Source organism: Lysobacter defluvii IMMIB APB-9 = DSM 18482 (genome assembly GCF_000423325.1).
GTDB classification, from domain to species: Bacteria; Pseudomonadota; Gammaproteobacteria; order Xanthomonadales; family Xanthomonadaceae; genus Novilysobacter; species Novilysobacter defluvii.
In genome coordinates this window covers 48,714-65,440 of record NZ_KE384007.1, presented here as the reverse complement: position 1 = coordinate 65,440, position 16,727 = coordinate 48,714, and the positions used below count along the sequence as shown (strand labels likewise).

Genomic DNA, 16,727 nt, shown 5'->3' with positions numbered 1-16,727 from the left:
GCAGAGCGTCTCGAAGCAGAGCGTCTCGAAGCAGAGCGGGCCGAAACGGAGCGTGTCGAAGCCGAGCAGCTGGAGTCGGCCCTGGCCGCGGCGATGCAGCTCGAGGCCCGGATCCTGGAAGCGGAGCGGATCGAGGCCGAGCGCCTGGAGTCGGAGCGCCTGGAGGCCGAGCGTCTGGCGGCCGAGGAGGCCGAATACGCGCGGCTGGAGGCCGAGTACGCCGAAGCCGACCGCATCGCCCGCGAGCGCGCCGCGGAGATCGCCGCGGAGATCGCCGCGGACGCGGGGGAGGAGCCGTCCGCAGCGGTGGCCGAGCCGGCCGCTCCGCAGGACGAGGCTGACGACGCGGTCGTTGCCGGGGAGCCCCCGGCCGACGAACTACGAGCCGACGAGGGCTCGGTCGAGCAGGCTCCCATTGACGAGACCCCCGTCGACGAAGCGCCAATCCACGTCGCCTCCATCGACGAGTCGCCGACCGACGAGCACCCCGTCGAGGAGGTCGCGATCCCCGTCGCCGCATCGGCCGGCCTCGCTCCGCTCCTGCGGACCGAGGACCCGGATGCGGCGCTGGACCTGGAGGGACTCGATCCCGAGCTGGTCGACATCTTCGTCGAGGAGGGCAAGGACCTGCTCGACCACTCCGACGGCCTGCTCGCCGAACTGCGCGCGGACCCGGACGACCGCGAGGTCCTGGTCGGCCTGCAGCGCGACCTGCATACCCTGAAGGGCGGCGCCCGCATGGCCGGCATCATGGAGGTCGGAGAGCTCGGCCATTCCATGGAGTCGCTGCTGGAGGCCGTCGTCGACCAGCACCAGGAGCTCGGCGCCGACGGGGTGCCGCTGCTGGAGGCCGCGTTCGACCGCCTGCACGTGATGGTCAGCCGCGTCGGCGACCGCCAGGCGATCGCGCTGCCGCAGGCGCTCATCGACGAGTTCGACGCCCGGGCCCGCGGCGAAAAGCGCAGCGTCCCGGATCCCGTGCAGGGTACTGGAGCGGATCACGCCGGGCCGGAGGAAGCACCCGCTTCCCAGCCTGGTGTGCAGCCCGGTTCCGGGGACGTGGCGGCTGCGCAGGACGAGGCGGAAGCACCGCTGCAGGACGCCCCGGCGGAACCGGGCGAAGTGGCGGGCATCCAGGAGCCGGCCACCGTCATCCCGGCCGGCGAGACCCCGGTCCTGCCGCCGCTGTCGCCCCCGGTGGAGCCGCTCGCCACGGGCTTCGACGACGACGACATCGCGGTGCGTGCACCGCAGGAGCAGGTCCGCATCCGCGCCGACCTGCTCGACCGGCTGGTCAACTACGCCGGCGAGGTCGCCATCTACCGCGCTCGCCTGGAGCAGCAGCTGGGTGCCTTCCGCGGCGCGATCGCCGAGATGGCCGCCACCAACACCCGCATCCGCGACCAGCTGCGCCGGCTGGAGATCGAGACCGAGGCGCAGATCGTCGCCCGCTACCAGCGCGAGGGCGACCAGGACGACCAGTCCTTCGACCCGCTCGAGCTGGACCGCTTCTCCGACCTGCAGCAGCTCTCGCGCGCGCTCGCCGAGTCGGCCGCCGACCAGGACAGCCTGCAGCAGACCCTCGACGACCTGACCCGCCAGTACGAGACCCTGCTGCTGCAGCAGTCGCGGGTCAGCTCCGAGCTGCAGGAAGGCCTCATGCGCACCCGCATGGTGCCCTTCGACAACCTGCTGCCGCGCCTGCGCCGCGTGGTGCGGCAGGCCTCCGGCGAGCTGGGCAAGCAGGTCGCGCTGAAGCTGGACGGCACCCAGGGCGAGCTCGACCGCAACGTGCTCGAACGTATGACCGCGCCGCTCGAGCACATGTTGCGCAACGCCGTCGCCCACGGCATCGAGTCGCCCGCGCTGCGCCAGCGTGCCGGCAAGCCGGACGAGGGCACCGTCACGGTGTCCGTGCGCCGCGAAGGCTCGGAAGTGGTGATCGAGGTGGCGGACGACGGCGCCGGGTTGGACCGCGCCGCGATCCGCCGCCGCGGCGAGGAGCGCGGGCTGCTGCGGCCGGACGCGGTGCTGGCCGACGCCCAGCTCGACACGCTGATCCTGGAGCCCGGCTTCTCGACCGCGTCCGAGGTCAACCGGCTCGCCGGCCGCGGCGTCGGCATGGACGTGGTGGCCAGTGAAGTCCGCCAGCTCGGTGGTGCGCTCGACATCCGCTCGCGCCCGGGCGAGGGCACCACCTTCACCCTGCGCCTGCCGCAGACGCTCGCCGTGACCCAGGCCGTGTTCGTCCGCGTCGGCGAGACGACCTTCGCCGTGCCGATCGCCTCCGTGCGCGGCGTCGGCCGCATCCCGCGCGAGGAACTGCTGGACGCGGAGCGCCGCGGCCGGCAGGCGACCTACAGCTACGGCGGCGACGAGTACACCGTGCACGACCTCGGCCTGCTGGCCGGCAGTGCGCCGGTGCGCGCCGAGGGCCAGCTGCAGATGCCGCTGCTGCTCATCCGCTCCGGCGAACTGCATGCCGCGGTGACCATCGACCAGGTGATCGGCAACCGCGAGATCGTGGTCAAGCCGGTCGGCCCGCAGGTGGCCTCGATCCCCGGCATCTTCGGCGCGACCATCATGGGCGACGGCCGGGTCGTGGTGATCCTGGACGTGGCCCCGCTGGTGCGCCGCCATGCCGCGCTTCCGCCGGCTGCCGCGCCGCAGCCCGCGGAGGACGGGCGCGCGGTGCCGCTGGTCATGGTCGTCGACGATTCGGTGACCATGCGCAAGGTCACCGGCCGCGTGCTCGAGCGCCACAACATGGAGGTGGTGACGGCGAAGGACGGCATCGACGCGCTCGACCGCCTGGCCGAGCGCGTGCCGGACCTGATGCTGCTCGACATCGAGATGCCGCGCATGGACGGCTACGAGCTGGCGACGCAGATGAAGGCGGACCCGCGCCTGCAGCAGGTGCCGATCGTGATGATCACCTCGCGCACCGGCGAGAAGCACCGCCAGCGCGCGATGGACCTGGGCGTGGAGCGCTACATGGGCAAGCCGTACCAGGAGCCCGAGCTGATGCGCAACGTCTACGAGTTGCTTGGGATCGAGCGCCATGTCCACTGAGCCGGTGCGCATCGCCCTGCTCGCGCGGCCCGGGGCAGCCCACGACCGGCTGCGCGGCGTGATCGGGGAGGCCGGCGGGGACTGCGTGTTCGACGGCGACCCGACGGAAGTCGCGCCGGACGCACTCGCGGCCACCCGCCCGCAGCTGGTGCTGGTCGCGCTGGACCCGCAGGTCGAGGAGGTCCTGGAGCGCTTCGACGACCTGCTGTTCGACCCGTCCGTGGACGTGGTCTACGAGGAGGCCGAGCTCGCCGCGTCGCGCGAGGGCTGGGAGGTCGCGCGCTGGCAGCGGCACCTGGTCGCCAAGCTGCAGCGGCACGGCGACGTACTGCCGCCCGGGCGCGAGCCCGAGGACGATGCGGAGGAGGCTCCGCCTCCCGCGGAGGTGGAGTCGGCCCCCAATCCGTTCGACCCGGTGCTGGCGGAGGGCGACGGCCTGGAGCAGGACGGCCCGGTCGGGGCCCCCGCGGAGCCGCTGGACGCGGAGGAACTGCCGTCCTTCGAGTGGTCCCTCTCGCCGGGGCCGGAGGACGCCGGCAGCCGGGAAGACGAACCCGTCGCGGGCGAGGCGCCGGCAGGCGACGGGATCCGCCTCGGCGACCCCGGTTTCACGCACACGGATCCGGAGCCCGCGGACGACGCGGCTTCGAAGGGCAGGTTCGAACTCGACCTGGAGCTGCTGGAGTCGCGGATCTCCGGCCTGGAACTGGTCCATGACGCGCCTCCGGGCCCCGGCCCGGTCGGGGGCGTGCTCGTGCTGGCCGGCATCGGCGGACCGGACGCGGTACGGCAACTGCTGGGCGCCCTGCCCGCGGGGCTGCCGCGGCCGGTGCTGGTCCACCAGCAGCTCGATGGCGCACGCTACGACAAGCTGGTGGCGCAGATGCGCCGCGTGAGCACGCTCCCGGTGGAACTGGGCGAGCACGGCCACGCGCTCGCGCCGGGCGTGGTCCATGTCGTCCCGCCCGACCTCGGCCTGGAGCCGGGGCCGGACGGGTACCGGTTCAAGGAAGGCGCCGAACTGATCGGCGTGCTGCCGGCGGCCGACAGCGCCGTGGTGCTCCTCAGCGGCAGCGACCCGGGCCTGGTCGACGGTTTGATGAAGCAGCGCCTGGCCGGCGCGCTGGTGCTCGGCCAGGTCGCGGAGGGGTGCTACGACCCGGCGGCCTCGCAGGCCCTGGGCAGCCGCGGTGGCGAGACCGACACCCCGGTCAACCTGGCGGCGCGCATCGCCGCGCGCTGGCCGGCGGAAGGAGATCGAGCATGAACATCCCGCACAACGCCGGCAACGACGCGCCCCGCGACATCCGCGGGGTGCTGGTCCAGGTCGCCGGCGCACGCCTGCTGCTGCCCAATGCCTCGATCGCCGAGGTCCTGTCCTACGCGGAGCCGGAGCCGGTCCCCGGGGCGCCGGACTGGCTGCTGGGCCGCATGCGCTGGCGGGGCTGGCCGGTGCCGCTGGTCGCCGCCGCCCGCATGGCGGGGGCCCGCATCGACGTGGTCACGCTGGGCACCAAGGTGCTCGTGTTCAAGGCGCTCGGGGGCGACCCGCGGCTGCCGTACTTCGCCGTGCTGAGCAACGGATTCCCGCGCCTGGTCACCATCTCGCGCGGAACGATCCGGAGCGAGCCGGACGGCACGGCGCTGCCGCAGTTCGTGAAGGCGCGCGTCGCGCTCAACGACGAGGTGGTGCTGATCCCGGACCTGGAGGCGATGCAGACACGCATCTCGCAGGTGCTGGACGAGGCGGGGGCCAGCGCCGACATGGCCCACGGCTAGCCGCGGCAGCCGCTCAGCGCAGGTCGCCGTGCAGGACCTGCAATGCGGCGATCGCCGCCAGGCCGGCGGTCTCGGTGCGCAGGATCCGGGGTCCCAGCCGGAGTCCCTCGAAGCCCGCCTCCTGCAACTGCCCGCGGTCGCGCGGCGACCAGCCGCCCTCCGGGCCGATGGCCAGGTACGCCGGCTGCCCGCGGGGCGGACTCAGCGCCGGCAGGTCCAGCCCTCCATCCGGGTCCAGCAGCAGGCGCAATCCCCCGGCGGGGATCGAGTCCAGCACCGCAGCCAGTGTCGCCGGCGCCGCAACGTCCGGAACCCGTGCACGCCCGCTCTGTCCGCAGGCCGAGGCGACCACCGCGCGCCAGTGCGCCAGGCGGCGGTCCGCGCGCGCCCCGTCGAGCTTCACCTCGCTGCGCTCCGAGAACAGCGGCAGCACCGCGGCGACGCCGAGCTCGGTGGCCTTCTGCAGGATCAGGTCCATCTTCTCGCCGCGGGCGACGCCCTGCAGCAGCACCAGGCGGAACGGCGACTCGCGGTCCACCACCCGGCCCTGGCCGACCTCCACCTGCAGGCCGCGCTTGTCGGCGGCCAGCACGGTCGCCTCGAAGTCACGGCCGTCGCCGTTGAACAGCACGAAGCCATCGCCGGGGCGCAGGCGCAGGACCCGCACCAGGTGCCCGGCGGCCTCGGCGGGCAGCTCCAGCCGGGCGCCCGGTTCCAGCGGCTGGTCGACGTGGACGCGGGTCACGCGCATGGCGCTTCTCCGCGGGTGGGTGGTGCTTCGTCGTTGCCCTGCTCTGCTAGCATCGATGCATCGTGATCGATCGTTTCCATCCCGCCATTATCCCCCCGACGCGCATCACTGCCCCCGCTCCCGTCCACGGGATGGAGCGGTACCGGTGAGCCGCCGCCTCCCGACGATCCATGGCACCAGTCTGGAGGATGCCGGCCCCTACCGGCTCGAGCACCTGGACCTGGAGTTCTCAAACGGGGAACGGCGGCGTTTCCAGCGCCTGCACAGCCGTGGCCACGGCGCCGTCATTGTGGTGCCGATGATCGACCCGGACACGGTCCTGCTGGTGCGCGAGTACGCGGCCGGCATGCACCGCTACGAGCTGGGCCTGGTGAAGGGCCGCATCGACGCCGGGGAGACGCCACTGGAAGCCGCCAACCGGGAGCTCAAGGAGGAGGCCGGCTACGGCGCCCGCGAGCTGCTCGACCTGCGGCAGCTGAGCCTGGCGCCCACCTACATGAGCCACAGCGCGCACATGGTCATCGCCCGGGACCTGTATCCCGAGCGGCTGCCCGGCGACGAGCCCGAGCCGCTGGAGGTGGTGCCCTGGAAGCTCGACGCGCTGCACGAGCTGGTGCTGCGCGAGGACTTCTCCGAAGGGCGCAGCATCGCCGCGCTGTTCATGGCGCGCGAGTGGCTGCGCCACCTGCGGGATTGAACATGGAACTGGACGAGCACCTGCGCGAGGGCGTGATCGCCGTCGCCAATGCGGCCGCCGCGGCGATCCTCGAGGTCTACGAGCGCGACTTCGACGTGGAACGGAAGTCCGACGACTCGCCGGTGACCGCGGCCGACCTGGCCGCGCACCGCTGCATCGTGGAGGGCCTGGCGCGGCTGACCCCGGACATCCCGGTGCTGTCGGAGGAGTCCACGGCAATCCACATGGCCCAGCGCCACGGATGGAACCGCCTGTGGCTGGTCGATCCGCTCGACGGCACCCGCGAGTTCGTCAAGCGCAACGGCGAGTTCACCGTCAACATCGCCTACGTGCAGGACTGCGTTGCGCGCTACGGGGTGGTCCAGGCGCCCGTGACCGGGATCACCTGGCACGGTGGCGCCGGCCTCGGGGCGTGGCGCCGCGATGGCGCGGGCGAGCGCGGGATCCGGGTGCGCCAGCCCGCGGCCGCGCCGTTGCGCGTCGCCGCGAGCCGTTCGCACCGCACCGCGGAGGCCATGGACTTCCTCGCCCGCATGGGCCCGATCGAAGCGGTTGGCCTCGGCTCCTCGCTCAAGTTCTGCCTCCTTGCCGAGGGCAACCTGGACTGCTATCCGCGCTTCGGTCCCACCAGCGAGTGGGACACCGCGGCCGCCCAGGCGGTGCTGGAGGGTGCCGGCGGACAGGTCGTCGACCTGCAGGGCCGCCCGTTCCGCTACAACTGCCGCGACACGCTGCTCAACGGCGGGTTCGTGGCCCTCGGCGACCCGGCGCTGCCCTGGCGCCACTGGGCCGGGCAGGAGGGCTGAGCCGTGGCGGGCAGCAAACTCCCGCCGGACGGGAGCGGCCTGGAGCGCCTGCTGGCGGTGATGGCGGCCCTGCGCGACCCGGAGGGCGGCTGTCCCTGGGACCTGGAGCAGGACTTTGCCAGCATCGCGCCGTACACGATCGAGGAAGCCTACGAGGTGGCCGACGCGATCGACCGCGGGGACATGGACGGGCTGCGCGAGGAACTGGGCGACCTGCTGCTGCAGGTGGTCTTCCACTCGCGGATGGCCGAGGAGCAGGGCCTGTTCGGCTTCGGGGACGTGGCCGCGGGCATCGCCGACAAGATGGTCCGCCGCCACCCGCACGTGTTCGCCGGCGCAGGCGGCGACGGCAGCCCCGGGCAGTGGGACGAGATCAAGCGCATGGAGCGCGAGGCGGCCGGCGAGAAGGACACGTCGGCACTGGCGGGCATCGCGCGGGGGTTGCCCGAGTGGCAGCGGGCGCTGAAGCTGCAGGAGCGCGCCGCGCGCGTGGGCTTCGACTGGCCCGGGCCCGGACCGGTGTTCGACAAGCTGGCCGAGGAGGTCGCGGAGGTCCGCGCCGAGTTCGACGCGCCCGACCGCGGCACGCCCGGCGCCCGCGGGCGGCTGGAAGAGGAGCTCGGCGACCTGCTGTTCGTCGCCGCCAACCTGGCGCGCCATGCCGGTGTGGACCCGGGCGCCGCGATGCGGCGGGCGAACCTGAAGTTTGAGCGGCGGTTCCGGGAAATGGAGGCGATCGCGGCCGCGGAGGGCCGGCCGCTGGAAGCCCGCACGCTTGAGGAACAGGAAGCGCTCTGGCAGCAGGCCAAGCAAAAAGACCCAGCATAGTGAGCGCTCGTGAGCACCGCGGGTGCGCCGCGTGAAATCCTTCACGCTGCCTAGACCCGCGGACCTGCAGCCTTCACAAAACTGAAGGTGGAGAGCACTTCAATGCAGTCGAACCGGGACGGTGGCCTGGTCCTCCTGATCGAGGACAACCGCAACATTTCCGAGATGATGGGCGAGTACCTCGAAAGCCGCGGCTTCGAGATCGACTACGCCGCCGACGGCCTGGACGGGTACCGCCTGGCCGCGGAGAACAGCTACGACGTGATCGTGCTGGACCTGATGCTGCCGCGGCTGGATGGCGTCGAGGTCTGCAAGCGCCTGCGCGAGGAAGCCCGCAAGTCCACGCCGGTGCTGATGCTGACCGCGCGCGACACGCTCGACGAGAAGCTCACCGGCCTTTCGGCCGGGGCCGATGACTACCTCACCAAGCCGTTCGCCGTGCAGGAGCTGGAGGCCCGGCTGCGGGCGCTGATCCGCCGGGAGCGCCGCCAGGTGGGCGGCGAGGTGCTCAAGGTCGCCGACCTGGTGCTGGACCCCGCGAGCCTGCGGGTCACCCGCGGCGGCGCCGAGCTGCAGCTGTCGCCGATCGGCCTGCGGCTGCTGACCATCCTGATGCGCGAGTCGCCCCGGGTGGTGAGCCGGCAGGAGATCGAGCGCGAGATCTGGGGCAACGGGCTGCCGGACTCCGATACCCTCCGCAGCCACCTGTACAACCTGCGCAAGACCATCGACAAGCCGTTCGACAAGCAGCTGCTGCACACCGTGCAGTCCGCCGGCTACCGGATCGCAGACATCACCCAGCCGCCCGAGTGAGCCGGGGGCGGTAACCGAATGGCACAGGGGCTCCCGCGCCGGATCAAGCTGGCGTTCGTCGCGCAGGCCGCCGTGGCCAGCGTGCTGATCACCATCGGCATCCTGCTGGCGGGCATCGGGGTGCGTGCGTACGTGCTGGACGAGCGCATGCACCGCGAGGCCGACCTGTGGTGGGCGGCGCGGGCGGGACAGTCGGGGCTGGCGCTGCCCCACACCAGCACCTTCGTCGGCCATTTCGTCCCGGCGGGTGCGCAGGACGCGGACCTGCCCGCCTGGCTGCACGGCCTGTCGCCGGGACGCCACCGGGTCGAGGTCCAGGGTCAGCCGGGGCTGAAGTACGACGTGCTGGTCGACCGCCGCGCCGAGGGCACGCTGTACCTCACCTTCGAGGCCGGGCACATCGACCGCGCGATCCTGTGGACCGGCCTGGCCTCGTTGCTGCTGTCGCTGGCCGCCACCTACCTGATGAGCTGGCTGACCTACCGGACGTCCAAGCGGATGGTGCTTCCGGTCAGCTGGCTGTCCCGGGTGGTATCGCGCTGGGATCCGCGCCACCCCGACACCGACGCGATCCGCTCCAGCAACCTGCCCGAGGACGCCGGGGCGGAAGTCCACCAGCTGTCGCGGGCGCTGGTCGGCCTGGCCGAGCGGGTGGGCGACTTCGTCGAGCGCGAGCGCGACTTCACCCGCGACGCCAGCCACGAACTGCGCACGCCGCTGACGGTGATCCGGGTCGCCGCCGACATGATGCTCGTCGACCCGGAAACGCCCGAGCGCACCCAGCGTTCGCTGGCCCGCATCCAGCGCGCCGGGCGCGACATGGAGGCGGTGATCGACGCCTTCCTGATCCTCGCACGCGAGGCCGGCAACGCGCCGCAGAGCACCGAATTCGACGTGATCGAGGTGGCGGCCGAGCAGGTCGACCGTGCCCGGCCGCTGGCGGCGGGCAAGCCGGTCGAGGTGGAGCTGGTGGACCACGGCGCGACGACGCTGTTCGGGCCCGCGCATGTGCTCGCGGTCATGCTCGGCAACCTGCTCAGCAACGCGGTCAAGTTCACCGACCAGGGCCGGGTCGAGGTCCACGTGTTCGGCGACCGGGTGGAGGTGCGCGACACCGGCATCGGCATGGACCCGGAGACGCTGGACAAGGCGTTCAAGCCGTTCTGGCGCGCGGACATGAACCGGGAGCAGAGCGCCGGCATGGGCCTGTCGATCGCGCGCAGGCTGGGCGAACGCCTGGGCTGGCCGGTGACCCTGGAGAGCCTGCCCGGCGACGGGACTGTGGCGACGATCCGGTTCACCGGCTGAGGACGCGGCCCCCCGGGGTCAACCGGGCGCCTTCCCGCGCGTTCATGCAGGCAATCCCCATCGCGAGACCTGCATGGCAACTCCTTCCCGTCCGCGTGCCGGCAAGGGCGCGCGTCGCGCCCGCTGGAAGAATCCCCGCCTCCTCTCCGCCGCGGCCGTGCTGCTGGTGCTGCTCGCCGCCGGCTGGTGGTGGCAGGCACGCGGCGGGGCGGAGGCCGGCAGCGGCTACCGCACCGCCACCGTGGAACGGGGGGACATCCGCGTGGCGATCTCCGCCACCGGCACGCTGCGGGCGATCTCCACGGTCGACGTGGGCAGCCAGATCTCCGGGCTGGTCACCGAGGTGCTGGCCGACTTCAACGACGAGGTCCGCCAGGGGCAGGTGATCGCCCGGATCGACCCGAGCACCTACCTGGCCCAGATCGAGCAGGGCGACGCTTCGGCCAACGCCGCCCGCGCCAGCCTCGCCAATGCGGAGGCCAGCCTGCGCAACGCGGAGGCGGATTACCAGCGAAAGGCAGGGCTGGCGCAGTCGCAGCTGATCGCCGCCAGCGACCTCGACCTGGCACGCGCCGCGCGTGACCAGGCCCGGGCCCAGGTGGAGTCGGCGCGTGCACAGATCCGCCAGCAGCAGGCCTCCACCCAGACCTCGCGCCTGAACCTGGAGCGCACCGAGATCCGCTCGCCGGTGGACGGCGTGGTGCTGACCCGCTCGGTCGAGCCGGGCCAGACAGTCGCCGCCAGCCTGCAGGCGCCGGTACTGTTCCAGATCGCCGAGGACCTGTCGAAGATGGAGATCGAGCTGGCGATCGACGAGGCGGACATCGGCCAGGTCGAGCCGGGGCAGGGCGTCTCCTTCACCGTCGACGCCTTCCCCGACCGGCGGTTCCGCGGCGAGGTCCAGCAGATCCGCCTGTCGGCGACCAACACCAACAACGTCATCACCTATCCGGTGGTGGTCGCGGTCGACAACTCCGACCAGGTGCTGTTGCCCGGGATGACCGCCAACGCCGAGATCGAGGTGAGCCGGCGCGACGGGGTGCTGCGGGTGCCCAACGCGGCGCTGCGCTACAAGCCCGCCGATGACGCCGGCATCGCGCCGCCGCCGCGCGGGGGGGGCGCCGGGATGGACGCGGACATCGCCGCGATGGCGGCCGGCCTGGACCTGGACTCCACCCAGCAGGCCGCCCTGGACGAGGCACTCGCCGCCATGCGCGCGCAGGCGGCCGGGCGCGCCGGTGCCCGGCCTTCCGGTGCCGCGCCCCGCGCAGCGGGCGGCGGCGGGCCCACCCCGGAGATGATGGCGGCGATGCGCCAGCGTGTGGGCGAGCGCCTGGCGGCGCAGTTCGCCGGCTTCCGGGAAACCCTGGACGAGGACCAGCGGCAACGCTGGGACCGCGGCCTGGCCGCGTTGGCGGGAGCCCGCCGTGCTCCGCTCTACCTGCTGGAGGGCGGCGCCGTGCGCGCCGTGATGGTGCGGGTGGGGGCGAGTGACGGCAGCTGGACCGAGGTGTCGGGCGCACTGCAGGAAGGCGACGAGGTGGTGGTGGGGACGGAGCGCCCGGCACCATGACGGCGCCCGGGACGGGGGAAGCGCGTCCCCCGGTGATCCGTACCGAGCGCCTGACCAAGGTGTACGCCGCCGGCACCGAGGCCGAGGTCGCCGCCCTGCGCGGCGTGGACCTGGAGATCGCCCACGGCGAGTTCGTCGCCATCATGGGGCCGTCCGGCTCGGGCAAGTCGACGCTGATGAACATGCTCGGCTGCCTCGACACCCCGACCGGCGGCAGCTACCACTGCGACGGGACCGACGTCTCCACGCTCGATGCCGAGGAGCTGGCGGTGTTGCGCCGGGACAAGATCGGCTTCGTGTTCCAGGGCTTCAACCTGCTGCCGCGCATGACCGCGCTGGAGAACGTCGCCATGCCCCTGGCGTACACCGGGGTGCCCGCGGCGGAGCGGGCCGCGCGTGCCCACGAGGCGCTGGCGTCGGTGGGCCTGGCCAACCGCGAGTCGCACCGGCCCAGCGAACTTTCCGGAGGCCAGCAGCAGCGCGTGGCGATCGCGCGGGCGCTGATCAACCGCCCGCCGGTGCTGCTGGCCGACGAGCCCACCGGCGCACTCGACAGCCGCACCGGCGAGGAGATCCTGGAGCTGTTCAGGCGGCTGCGCGAGGACGGCCACACGGTGGTGCTGATCACCCACGATGCGGAGGTCGCCGCGCACGCGGACCGCACCTACGCCATGCACGACGGCGAGCTGCACCTTCAGGGAGCGCCGGCATGAACTTCCTGGAAGTACTGCGCACCGCCACCTTCGCCCTGCGCGGCAACTGGCTGCGCAGCGCGCTGACCTCGCTGGGCGTGATCATCGGCATCGCCGCGGTGATCGTGATGGTCTCGGTCGGGCAGGGCACCCAGTCCGAGATCGACAAGCTGGTGTCCGGGCTGGGCTCCAACCGGCTCGACATCATGCCCAACACCCGCCGCGCCGCCGGTGGCGTGCGCATGAGCGCGAGCAGTTTCTACACGCTGGACGTGCGCGACGCCGAGGCGATCCGCGAGGAGATCCCGGAGGTCCAGTACGTCGGCGGCGTGCTGCGCGGCAACACCCAGGTGGTGTTCGCCGAGAACAACTGGTCGGCGAGCTGGCAGGGGATCCAGCCCGACTGGTTCGAGCTGGAGAGCTGGGGCCTGTCCATGGGCGAGGGCTTTGGCCCGCGCGACTACGGCGGCTCGACCAAGCCGGTGATCCTGGGCGAGACCGTCCGCCGCGAGCTGTTCGGCGACCTCGACCCGGTGGGACAGTCGATCCGCCTGGGCCGCGTACCGTTCACGGTGGTGGGGGTGCTCGAACCCAAGGGCCAGGGCGGATGGGGGCAGGACCAGGACGACGTGGTCCTGGTCCCGCTGGAAACCGCCCGGCGCCGGCTCATGGGCGCGATGGGGCTGCCTCCCGGCGCGGTGCAGCAGATCGCCGTTGGCGTCACCCGTGCCGAGGACCTGGGCTACGTGCAGGAGCAGATCGAGGCCCTGCTGCGCCAGCGCCACGACATCCAGCCCGGTGCCGAGGACGACTTCCGGGTCCGCAACATCGCCGAGATCGTGGCGACCCGCACCCAGACCACGCGGCTGATGTCGCTGCTGCTGGCGGCGGTGGCAACGATCTCGCTGGTGGTGGGCGGCATCGGGATCATGAACATCATGCTGGTGTCGGTGACCGAGCGGATCCGCGAGATCGGGCTGCGCATGGCGGTCGGGGCCGGGCCCTCGGACATCCGCCGGCAGTTCCTGGCCGAGGCGATGCTGATCTCGCTGGTCGGCGGCGCCGTGGGGATCGCGATCGGCGTCGTCGGCGCACTGCTGGTCGGCCGCTTCGGCTCGCTGCCGGTGGTGGTCGACCTGCAGGTGGTGGGGCTGGCCGCGGGCTTCTCGATCGCCACGGGGCTGTTCTTCGGGTACTACCCGGCGCGCAAGGCCTCCCTGCTGGACCCGATCGAGGCGCTGCGCCAGCAATGACCCCGGCACCGGCATGACCGACGGCCGGTGACAGCACCGGCCGCCCGCGCCATCCTCGGGCCCATCCTTTGCCAACGGGCCCGACCATGCGACTTCCCCTCCTGTTCGCCATGCCGCTGCTGATGCTTGCTTCCCTGCCCGCAGGTGCGACCGGACCGGCCGCCGCTGACGCGCCGCGGACCGCGCTGGTGATCCACGGCGGCGCCGGGGTGATCGAGCGAGGCTCACTGGAGCCCGACACCGAGCAGGCGATCCGCGCCGCGCTGCGGCAGGCGCTGGACGCCGGCGGCAGCGTCCTCGACGGCGGTGGCAGTGCGCTGGACGCGGTGGAGGCCGCGGTACTGGTGCTGGAGGAGTCGCCGCACTTCAACGCCGGGCGCGGCGCGGTGTTCAACGCCGCGGGCGGACACGAGCTGGATGCCTCGGTGATGGAGGGGCACACCCGCCGCGCCGGCGCGGTCGCGGGCGTCACCACCGTGCGCAATCCGATCCGGCTGGCGCGGGCAGTGATGGAGCACTCCCCGCACGTGATGCTGGCGGCGCAGGGTGCCGAGGCCTTCGCCGACACCCGGCCCGAACTCGAGCGGGTGCGCAACGACTGGTTCGACACCGAGCCCCGCCGCCGGCAGCTGGAGCGCGCGCAGCGCCAGGCTGCGACCGGGGACGTGGAGCCGGCGGCGTATTTCGGCACCGTGGGCGCGGTGGCGCTGGATGCCGAGGGCCACATCGCCGCGGCCACCAGCACCGGCGGCATGACCAACAAGCGCTGGGGCCGCGTGGGCGACTCGCCGGTGATCGGCGCGGGTACCTGGGCCGACTCGGGCTGCGGGGTCTCCGGCACCGGCTGGGGCGAGTTCTTCATCCGCAATGCCGTGGCGCACGACATCTGCGCACGGGTGTCCTACCGGGGCGACATCCTCGCCGACGCCGCCGGCACCGTGATCCACGAGGTGGTGCCGCGCGACGGGGGCGATGGCGGGGTGATCGCGATCGACGCGCAGGGCAACATCGCCATGCCGTTCAACACCGCGGGCATGTACCGCGGCTGGATCGACGCCAACGGCAGCCGCGGCGTGGCGATCTACGCCGACGAGTGAGCGGCGGCCCGGGGCGGTCCCCATCTAGGGTCTGCCCCGGTTGTGGCGGAACCCCGGCGCGGGAAGACTGCAGTCATCGAAGGCCCCGGTGCGGGGCCGGTCCGGAGACCGGGGCAGGGCCCCGTTGGAGACGAAGATGACGGCCATCGGCACCCACAACATCAACTGGGGCGACACCCTGACCAGCATCGCCCAGCGCTACGGGACCACCGTGGACGCGCTGATGCAGGCGAACCCGAACATCACCAACCCGGACCTGATCTACGCCGGCGCGACGCTCAGCATCCAGGCGGGTGTTTCCGCGCCGGGTGGCGTGGCAGTTGGCGGCGGCCAGGCGGGGCAGGTCACCGGCTCCGGGCCGATCGCCGCCGGTTCGGGCAACGGGGCGGACGCCGCCGCCATCGCCGAGAGCCTGATCGGCCGCAATGCCGGCGAGCTCAAGCACTCCAACGACATCCCGATGGAGAGCTGGGTCCCCAACAACGTCAACTGCGCGAACTTCGTCTCCGGCGTGCTGCAGCAGGCGGGGATGATCGAGCCCAGCCAGGCCAGCGCCTCGGTCGACAACCTGGCCTCGAACCTCAAGGGCGCCGGCTGGCAGACCGTCTCCCTCGCCGATGCCCGCCCGGGCGACGTGGTGCTGATGCAGAAGAACGGCCAGTCGCACGTGGTCCTGTTCCACGGCTTCGAGAACGGCGTGCCGAAGTTCATCGGCTCCAACAACGTGAATGCCGACGGCAGCCAGCGGATCAGCTGGGGCGGCGCCTCCGGTAACTACGAGATCATCACCCCGCCGCGCTGAGCGCCGTAGGGTGGAAAGTGAAAAGGCCGGGGTCGCCCCGGCCTTTTCGCTTTCCCGCGGTTCTGGCGCCCGGCAGTGCCGGGTCCGGGCTTACAAGGCCTCAGAACCCGAACACCGCCCGCGGCGCCGCGTGCCGGGCCGGCCAGTCCAGCCAGGCCACGTCGCCGGGGCCGATCGCGTGGTCCAGCAGCACCCATTCCCCCGGCAGCTCCAGGCAGTCCACCGGCACGCCACCGTCGGCGGCATCCGTCGCCGGTTCCGCCCCTTCGCCAGCGCCGCCTTCCGGATCGCGCCTCAGCAGCGCCACGTACAGGTCCGACATGCTGCCGGCCGCGGCGTGCTCTGCGAACCGGGTGCCGCGGAAGTCGGGGCGCTCGCCTCCCGGCGTGCGCATGTTGCCCATCAGGAACGCCCAGCGCCCCAGGCAGTCCAGCCGCTCCACCTCGACCACCACCCGGTCGCCCAGTACCTCGTGCAGGGGGGCGGTGGCTGCGTCGAGCAGTTCCTGGTAACCGTCGTCTTCGGCTTGCAGCGCACGCGGCGCGGCCTGGGGAAAGGTTGCGGACATGGCGGTACCGATGGCCAGGGTGGCGAGGGTTCCGAGGATAGCAATGCGAGGCACGGCAAGTGTCCTGGGGGTGGCCCGTGGCCATGGTGGCACGCATCAGGCCCGGGAGTGGTGAACGTGGGGCGGCGGGGTCGCCGCTGTGGCAGAATTACCCGCTTGCGTGCAGCACCGGCCCTTCGAGCATGTCCCGCATTGCCCAGCCCCACCGTTCCAGGTCCGCGCCCGCGCGGCCGCGCTGAGTCGATGGCGGACGAGACCGGCCACCTGCCGCGGCGGCCCGCGCGCGTGTTCAAGGCCGCCGTGTGGTCGCTGCAGGGCCTCGGCGCGGCCTGGTACCACGAGTCCTCCTTCCGGCTCGAGGTCTACCTGTTCGTGGTCCTGGCGCCGCTGGCGTGGTGGCTGGGCGACGGCGCCGTCGAGCGCGTGCTGCTGGTGGCCCCGATGATGCTCGTGCTGGTCGTCGAGCTGGTCAATTCCGCCATCGAGGCGGTCATCGAGCGCTATGGCGCCGAACACCATGAGCTGGCCGGACGCGCCAAGGACATGGGTTCGGCGGCCGTCTTCCTTTCCATGCTCCTGGTGGTGTTCACCTGGAGCGTGCTGCTGTGGCCCCGCCTCGCCGCCGCGGGCGGTTGACCCGCCGGCGCCGTACGTCCAAACCCGAAACCGGAAACGCCCGTGTACGAAA

The 16,727-nt window shown here is 72.5% G+C and carries 16 protein-coding genes; 14 read left to right on the top strand and 2 right to left on the bottom strand.

Going from position 1 to position 16,727, the window contains the following annotated elements; all coding sequences use genetic code 11:
- The 3 genes from G545_RS14655 to G545_RS0111975 form a co-directional block, all read left to right on the top strand.
- Window positions 1-3,072 (top strand): response regulator (locus tag G545_RS14655; protein WP_154656603.1); only part of this gene is annotated, 3,072 nt, incomplete at its 5' end.
- Window positions 3,062-4,339: a chemotaxis protein CheB gene (locus G545_RS0111980; RefSeq protein ID WP_027070587.1), complete on the top strand. Its 1,278-nt coding sequence runs from the start codon at window positions 3,062-3,064 to the stop codon at window positions 4,337-4,339. The genes G545_RS14655 and G545_RS0111980, both read left to right, overlap by 11 nt.
- Complete coding sequence (locus G545_RS0111975) at window positions 4,336-4,851, top strand: chemotaxis protein CheW (RefSeq protein WP_027070586.1); 516 nt, start codon at window positions 4,336-4,338, stop codon at window positions 4,849-4,851. The genes G545_RS0111980 and G545_RS0111975 overlap by 4 nt, the downstream gene beginning before the upstream one ends.
- 13 nt (window positions 4,852-4,864) lie before the next feature.
- Here the strand turns inward: G545_RS0111975 and G545_RS0111970 are convergent, their stop codons facing one another.
- Window positions 4,865-5,602 carry a 16S rRNA (uracil(1498)-N(3))-methyltransferase gene (locus G545_RS0111970; RefSeq protein WP_027070585.1) on the bottom strand — a complete coding sequence of 246 codons (738 nt, stop codon included), beginning with the start codon at window positions 5,600-5,602 and terminating at the stop codon, window positions 4,865-4,867.
- Between the two features lie 145 nt (window positions 5,603-5,747).
- Between G545_RS0111970 and nudE the strand changes: the two genes are divergently transcribed.
- The 10 genes from nudE (at window position 5,748) to G545_RS0111920 (ending at window position 15,471) form a co-directional block, all read left to right on the top strand.
- Complete coding sequence (gene nudE, locus G545_RS0111965) at window positions 5,748-6,299, top strand: ADP compounds hydrolase NudE (protein WP_027070584.1); 552 nt, start codon at window positions 5,748-5,750, stop codon at window positions 6,297-6,299.
- Window positions 6,300-6,301: 2 nt separating this feature from the next.
- Complete coding sequence (cysQ, locus tag G545_RS0111960) at window positions 6,302-7,105, top strand: 3'(2'),5'-bisphosphate nucleotidase CysQ (protein WP_036137145.1); 804 nt, start codon at window positions 6,302-6,304, stop codon at window positions 7,103-7,105.
- A 3-nt stretch (window positions 7,106-7,108) separates the two neighbouring features.
- Window positions 7,109-7,933 (top strand): nucleoside triphosphate pyrophosphohydrolase, encoded by an 825-nt coding sequence (mazG, locus tag G545_RS0111955; RefSeq protein WP_280513381.1) that lies wholly within the window; start codon window positions 7,109-7,111, stop codon window positions 7,931-7,933.
- A 102-nt stretch (window positions 7,934-8,035) separates the two neighbouring features.
- Entirely contained in the window at window positions 8,036-8,746 is a 711-nt protein-coding gene (locus G545_RS0111950; RefSeq protein WP_027070581.1) for a response regulator transcription factor, read from the top strand.
- A gap of 18 nt (window positions 8,747-8,764) precedes the next feature.
- Window positions 8,765-10,054 (top strand): sensor histidine kinase, encoded by a 1,290-nt coding sequence (locus G545_RS0111945; RefSeq protein WP_027070580.1) that lies wholly within the window; start codon window positions 8,765-8,767, stop codon window positions 10,052-10,054.
- Between the two features lie 73 nt (window positions 10,055-10,127).
- Window positions 10,128-11,627: an efflux RND transporter periplasmic adaptor subunit gene (locus G545_RS0111940; protein WP_043711782.1), complete on the top strand. Its 1,500-nt coding sequence runs from the start codon at window positions 10,128-10,130 to the stop codon at window positions 11,625-11,627.
- Window positions 11,624-12,340 (top strand): ABC transporter ATP-binding protein, encoded by a 717-nt coding sequence (locus G545_RS0111935; RefSeq protein WP_052106854.1) that lies wholly within the window; start codon window positions 11,624-11,626, stop codon window positions 12,338-12,340. Before G545_RS0111940 ends, G545_RS0111935 begins: the two co-directional genes overlap by 4 nt.
- On the top strand, window positions 12,337-13,572 hold the full coding sequence (locus G545_RS0111930; RefSeq protein ID WP_027070577.1) for an ABC transporter permease: 1,236 nt from the start codon (window positions 12,337-12,339) through the stop codon (window positions 13,570-13,572). Before G545_RS0111935 ends, G545_RS0111930 begins: the two co-directional genes overlap by 4 nt.
- Window positions 13,573-13,658: 86 nt before the next feature.
- The gene (locus tag G545_RS0111925) at window positions 13,659-14,669 is read left to right on the top strand and encodes an isoaspartyl peptidase/L-asparaginase family protein (RefSeq protein WP_027070576.1); all 1,011 of its coding nucleotides are present in this window, start codon (window positions 13,659-13,661) and stop codon (window positions 14,667-14,669) included.
- A 136-nt stretch (window positions 14,670-14,805) separates the two neighbouring features.
- On the top strand, window positions 14,806-15,471 hold the full coding sequence (locus G545_RS0111920) for a LysM peptidoglycan-binding domain-containing protein (protein WP_027070575.1): 666 nt from the start codon (window positions 14,806-14,808) through the stop codon (window positions 15,469-15,471).
- A 100-nt stretch (window positions 15,472-15,571) separates the two neighbouring features.
- On the opposite strand, the gene G545_RS0111915 is transcribed toward G545_RS0111920, so the two are convergent.
- A complete protein-coding gene (locus G545_RS0111915) occupies window positions 15,572-16,039 on the bottom strand; it encodes a hypothetical protein (protein ID WP_027070574.1) in 468 nt (155 codons plus the stop codon).
- A 243-nt stretch (window positions 16,040-16,282) separates the two neighbouring features.
- On the opposite strand from G545_RS0111915, the gene G545_RS0111910 reads away from it, so the two are divergent.
- Complete coding sequence (locus tag G545_RS0111910; protein ID WP_027070573.1) at window positions 16,283-16,675, top strand: diacylglycerol kinase; 393 nt, start codon at window positions 16,283-16,285, stop codon at window positions 16,673-16,675.
- Window positions 16,676-16,727: the final 52 nt, after the last annotated feature.

Coding starts and splice junctions, on each gene's coding strand:
- G545_RS0111950 (WP_027070581.1), top strand. CDS start 8,036: ATGCAGTCGAACCGGGACGGTGGCCTGGTCCTCCTGATCGAGGACAAC.
- G545_RS0111940 (WP_043711782.1), top strand. CDS start 10,128: ATGGCAACTCCTTCCCGTCCGCGTGCCGGCAAGGGCGCGCGTCGCGCC.
- G545_RS0111970 (WP_027070585.1), bottom strand. CDS start 5,602: ATGCGCGTGACCCGCGTCCACGTCGACCAGCCGCTGGAACCGGGCGCC.
- G545_RS0111945 (WP_027070580.1), top strand. CDS start 8,765: ATGGCACAGGGGCTCCCGCGCCGGATCAAGCTGGCGTTCGTCGCGCAG.
- G545_RS0111915 (WP_027070574.1), bottom strand. CDS start 16,039: ATGTCCGCAACCTTTCCCCAGGCCGCGCCGCGTGCGCTGCAAGCCGAA.
- G545_RS0111920 (WP_027070575.1), top strand. CDS start 14,806: ATGACGGCCATCGGCACCCACAACATCAACTGGGGCGACACCCTGACC.
- G545_RS0111935 (WP_052106854.1), top strand. CDS start 11,624: ATGACGGCGCCCGGGACGGGGGAAGCGCGTCCCCCGGTGATCCGTACC.
- G545_RS0111930 (WP_027070577.1), top strand. CDS start 12,337: ATGAACTTCCTGGAAGTACTGCGCACCGCCACCTTCGCCCTGCGCGGC.
- G545_RS0111980 (WP_027070587.1), top strand. CDS start 3,062: ATGTCCACTGAGCCGGTGCGCATCGCCCTGCTCGCGCGGCCCGGGGCA.
- cysQ (WP_036137145.1), top strand. CDS start 6,302: ATGGAACTGGACGAGCACCTGCGCGAGGGCGTGATCGCCGTCGCCAAT.
- G545_RS0111975 (WP_027070586.1), top strand. CDS start 4,336: ATGAACATCCCGCACAACGCCGGCAACGACGCGCCCCGCGACATCCGC.
- G545_RS0111925 (WP_027070576.1), top strand. CDS start 13,659: ATGCGACTTCCCCTCCTGTTCGCCATGCCGCTGCTGATGCTTGCTTCC.
- G545_RS0111910 (WP_027070573.1), top strand. CDS start 16,283: ATGGCGGACGAGACCGGCCACCTGCCGCGGCGGCCCGCGCGCGTGTTC.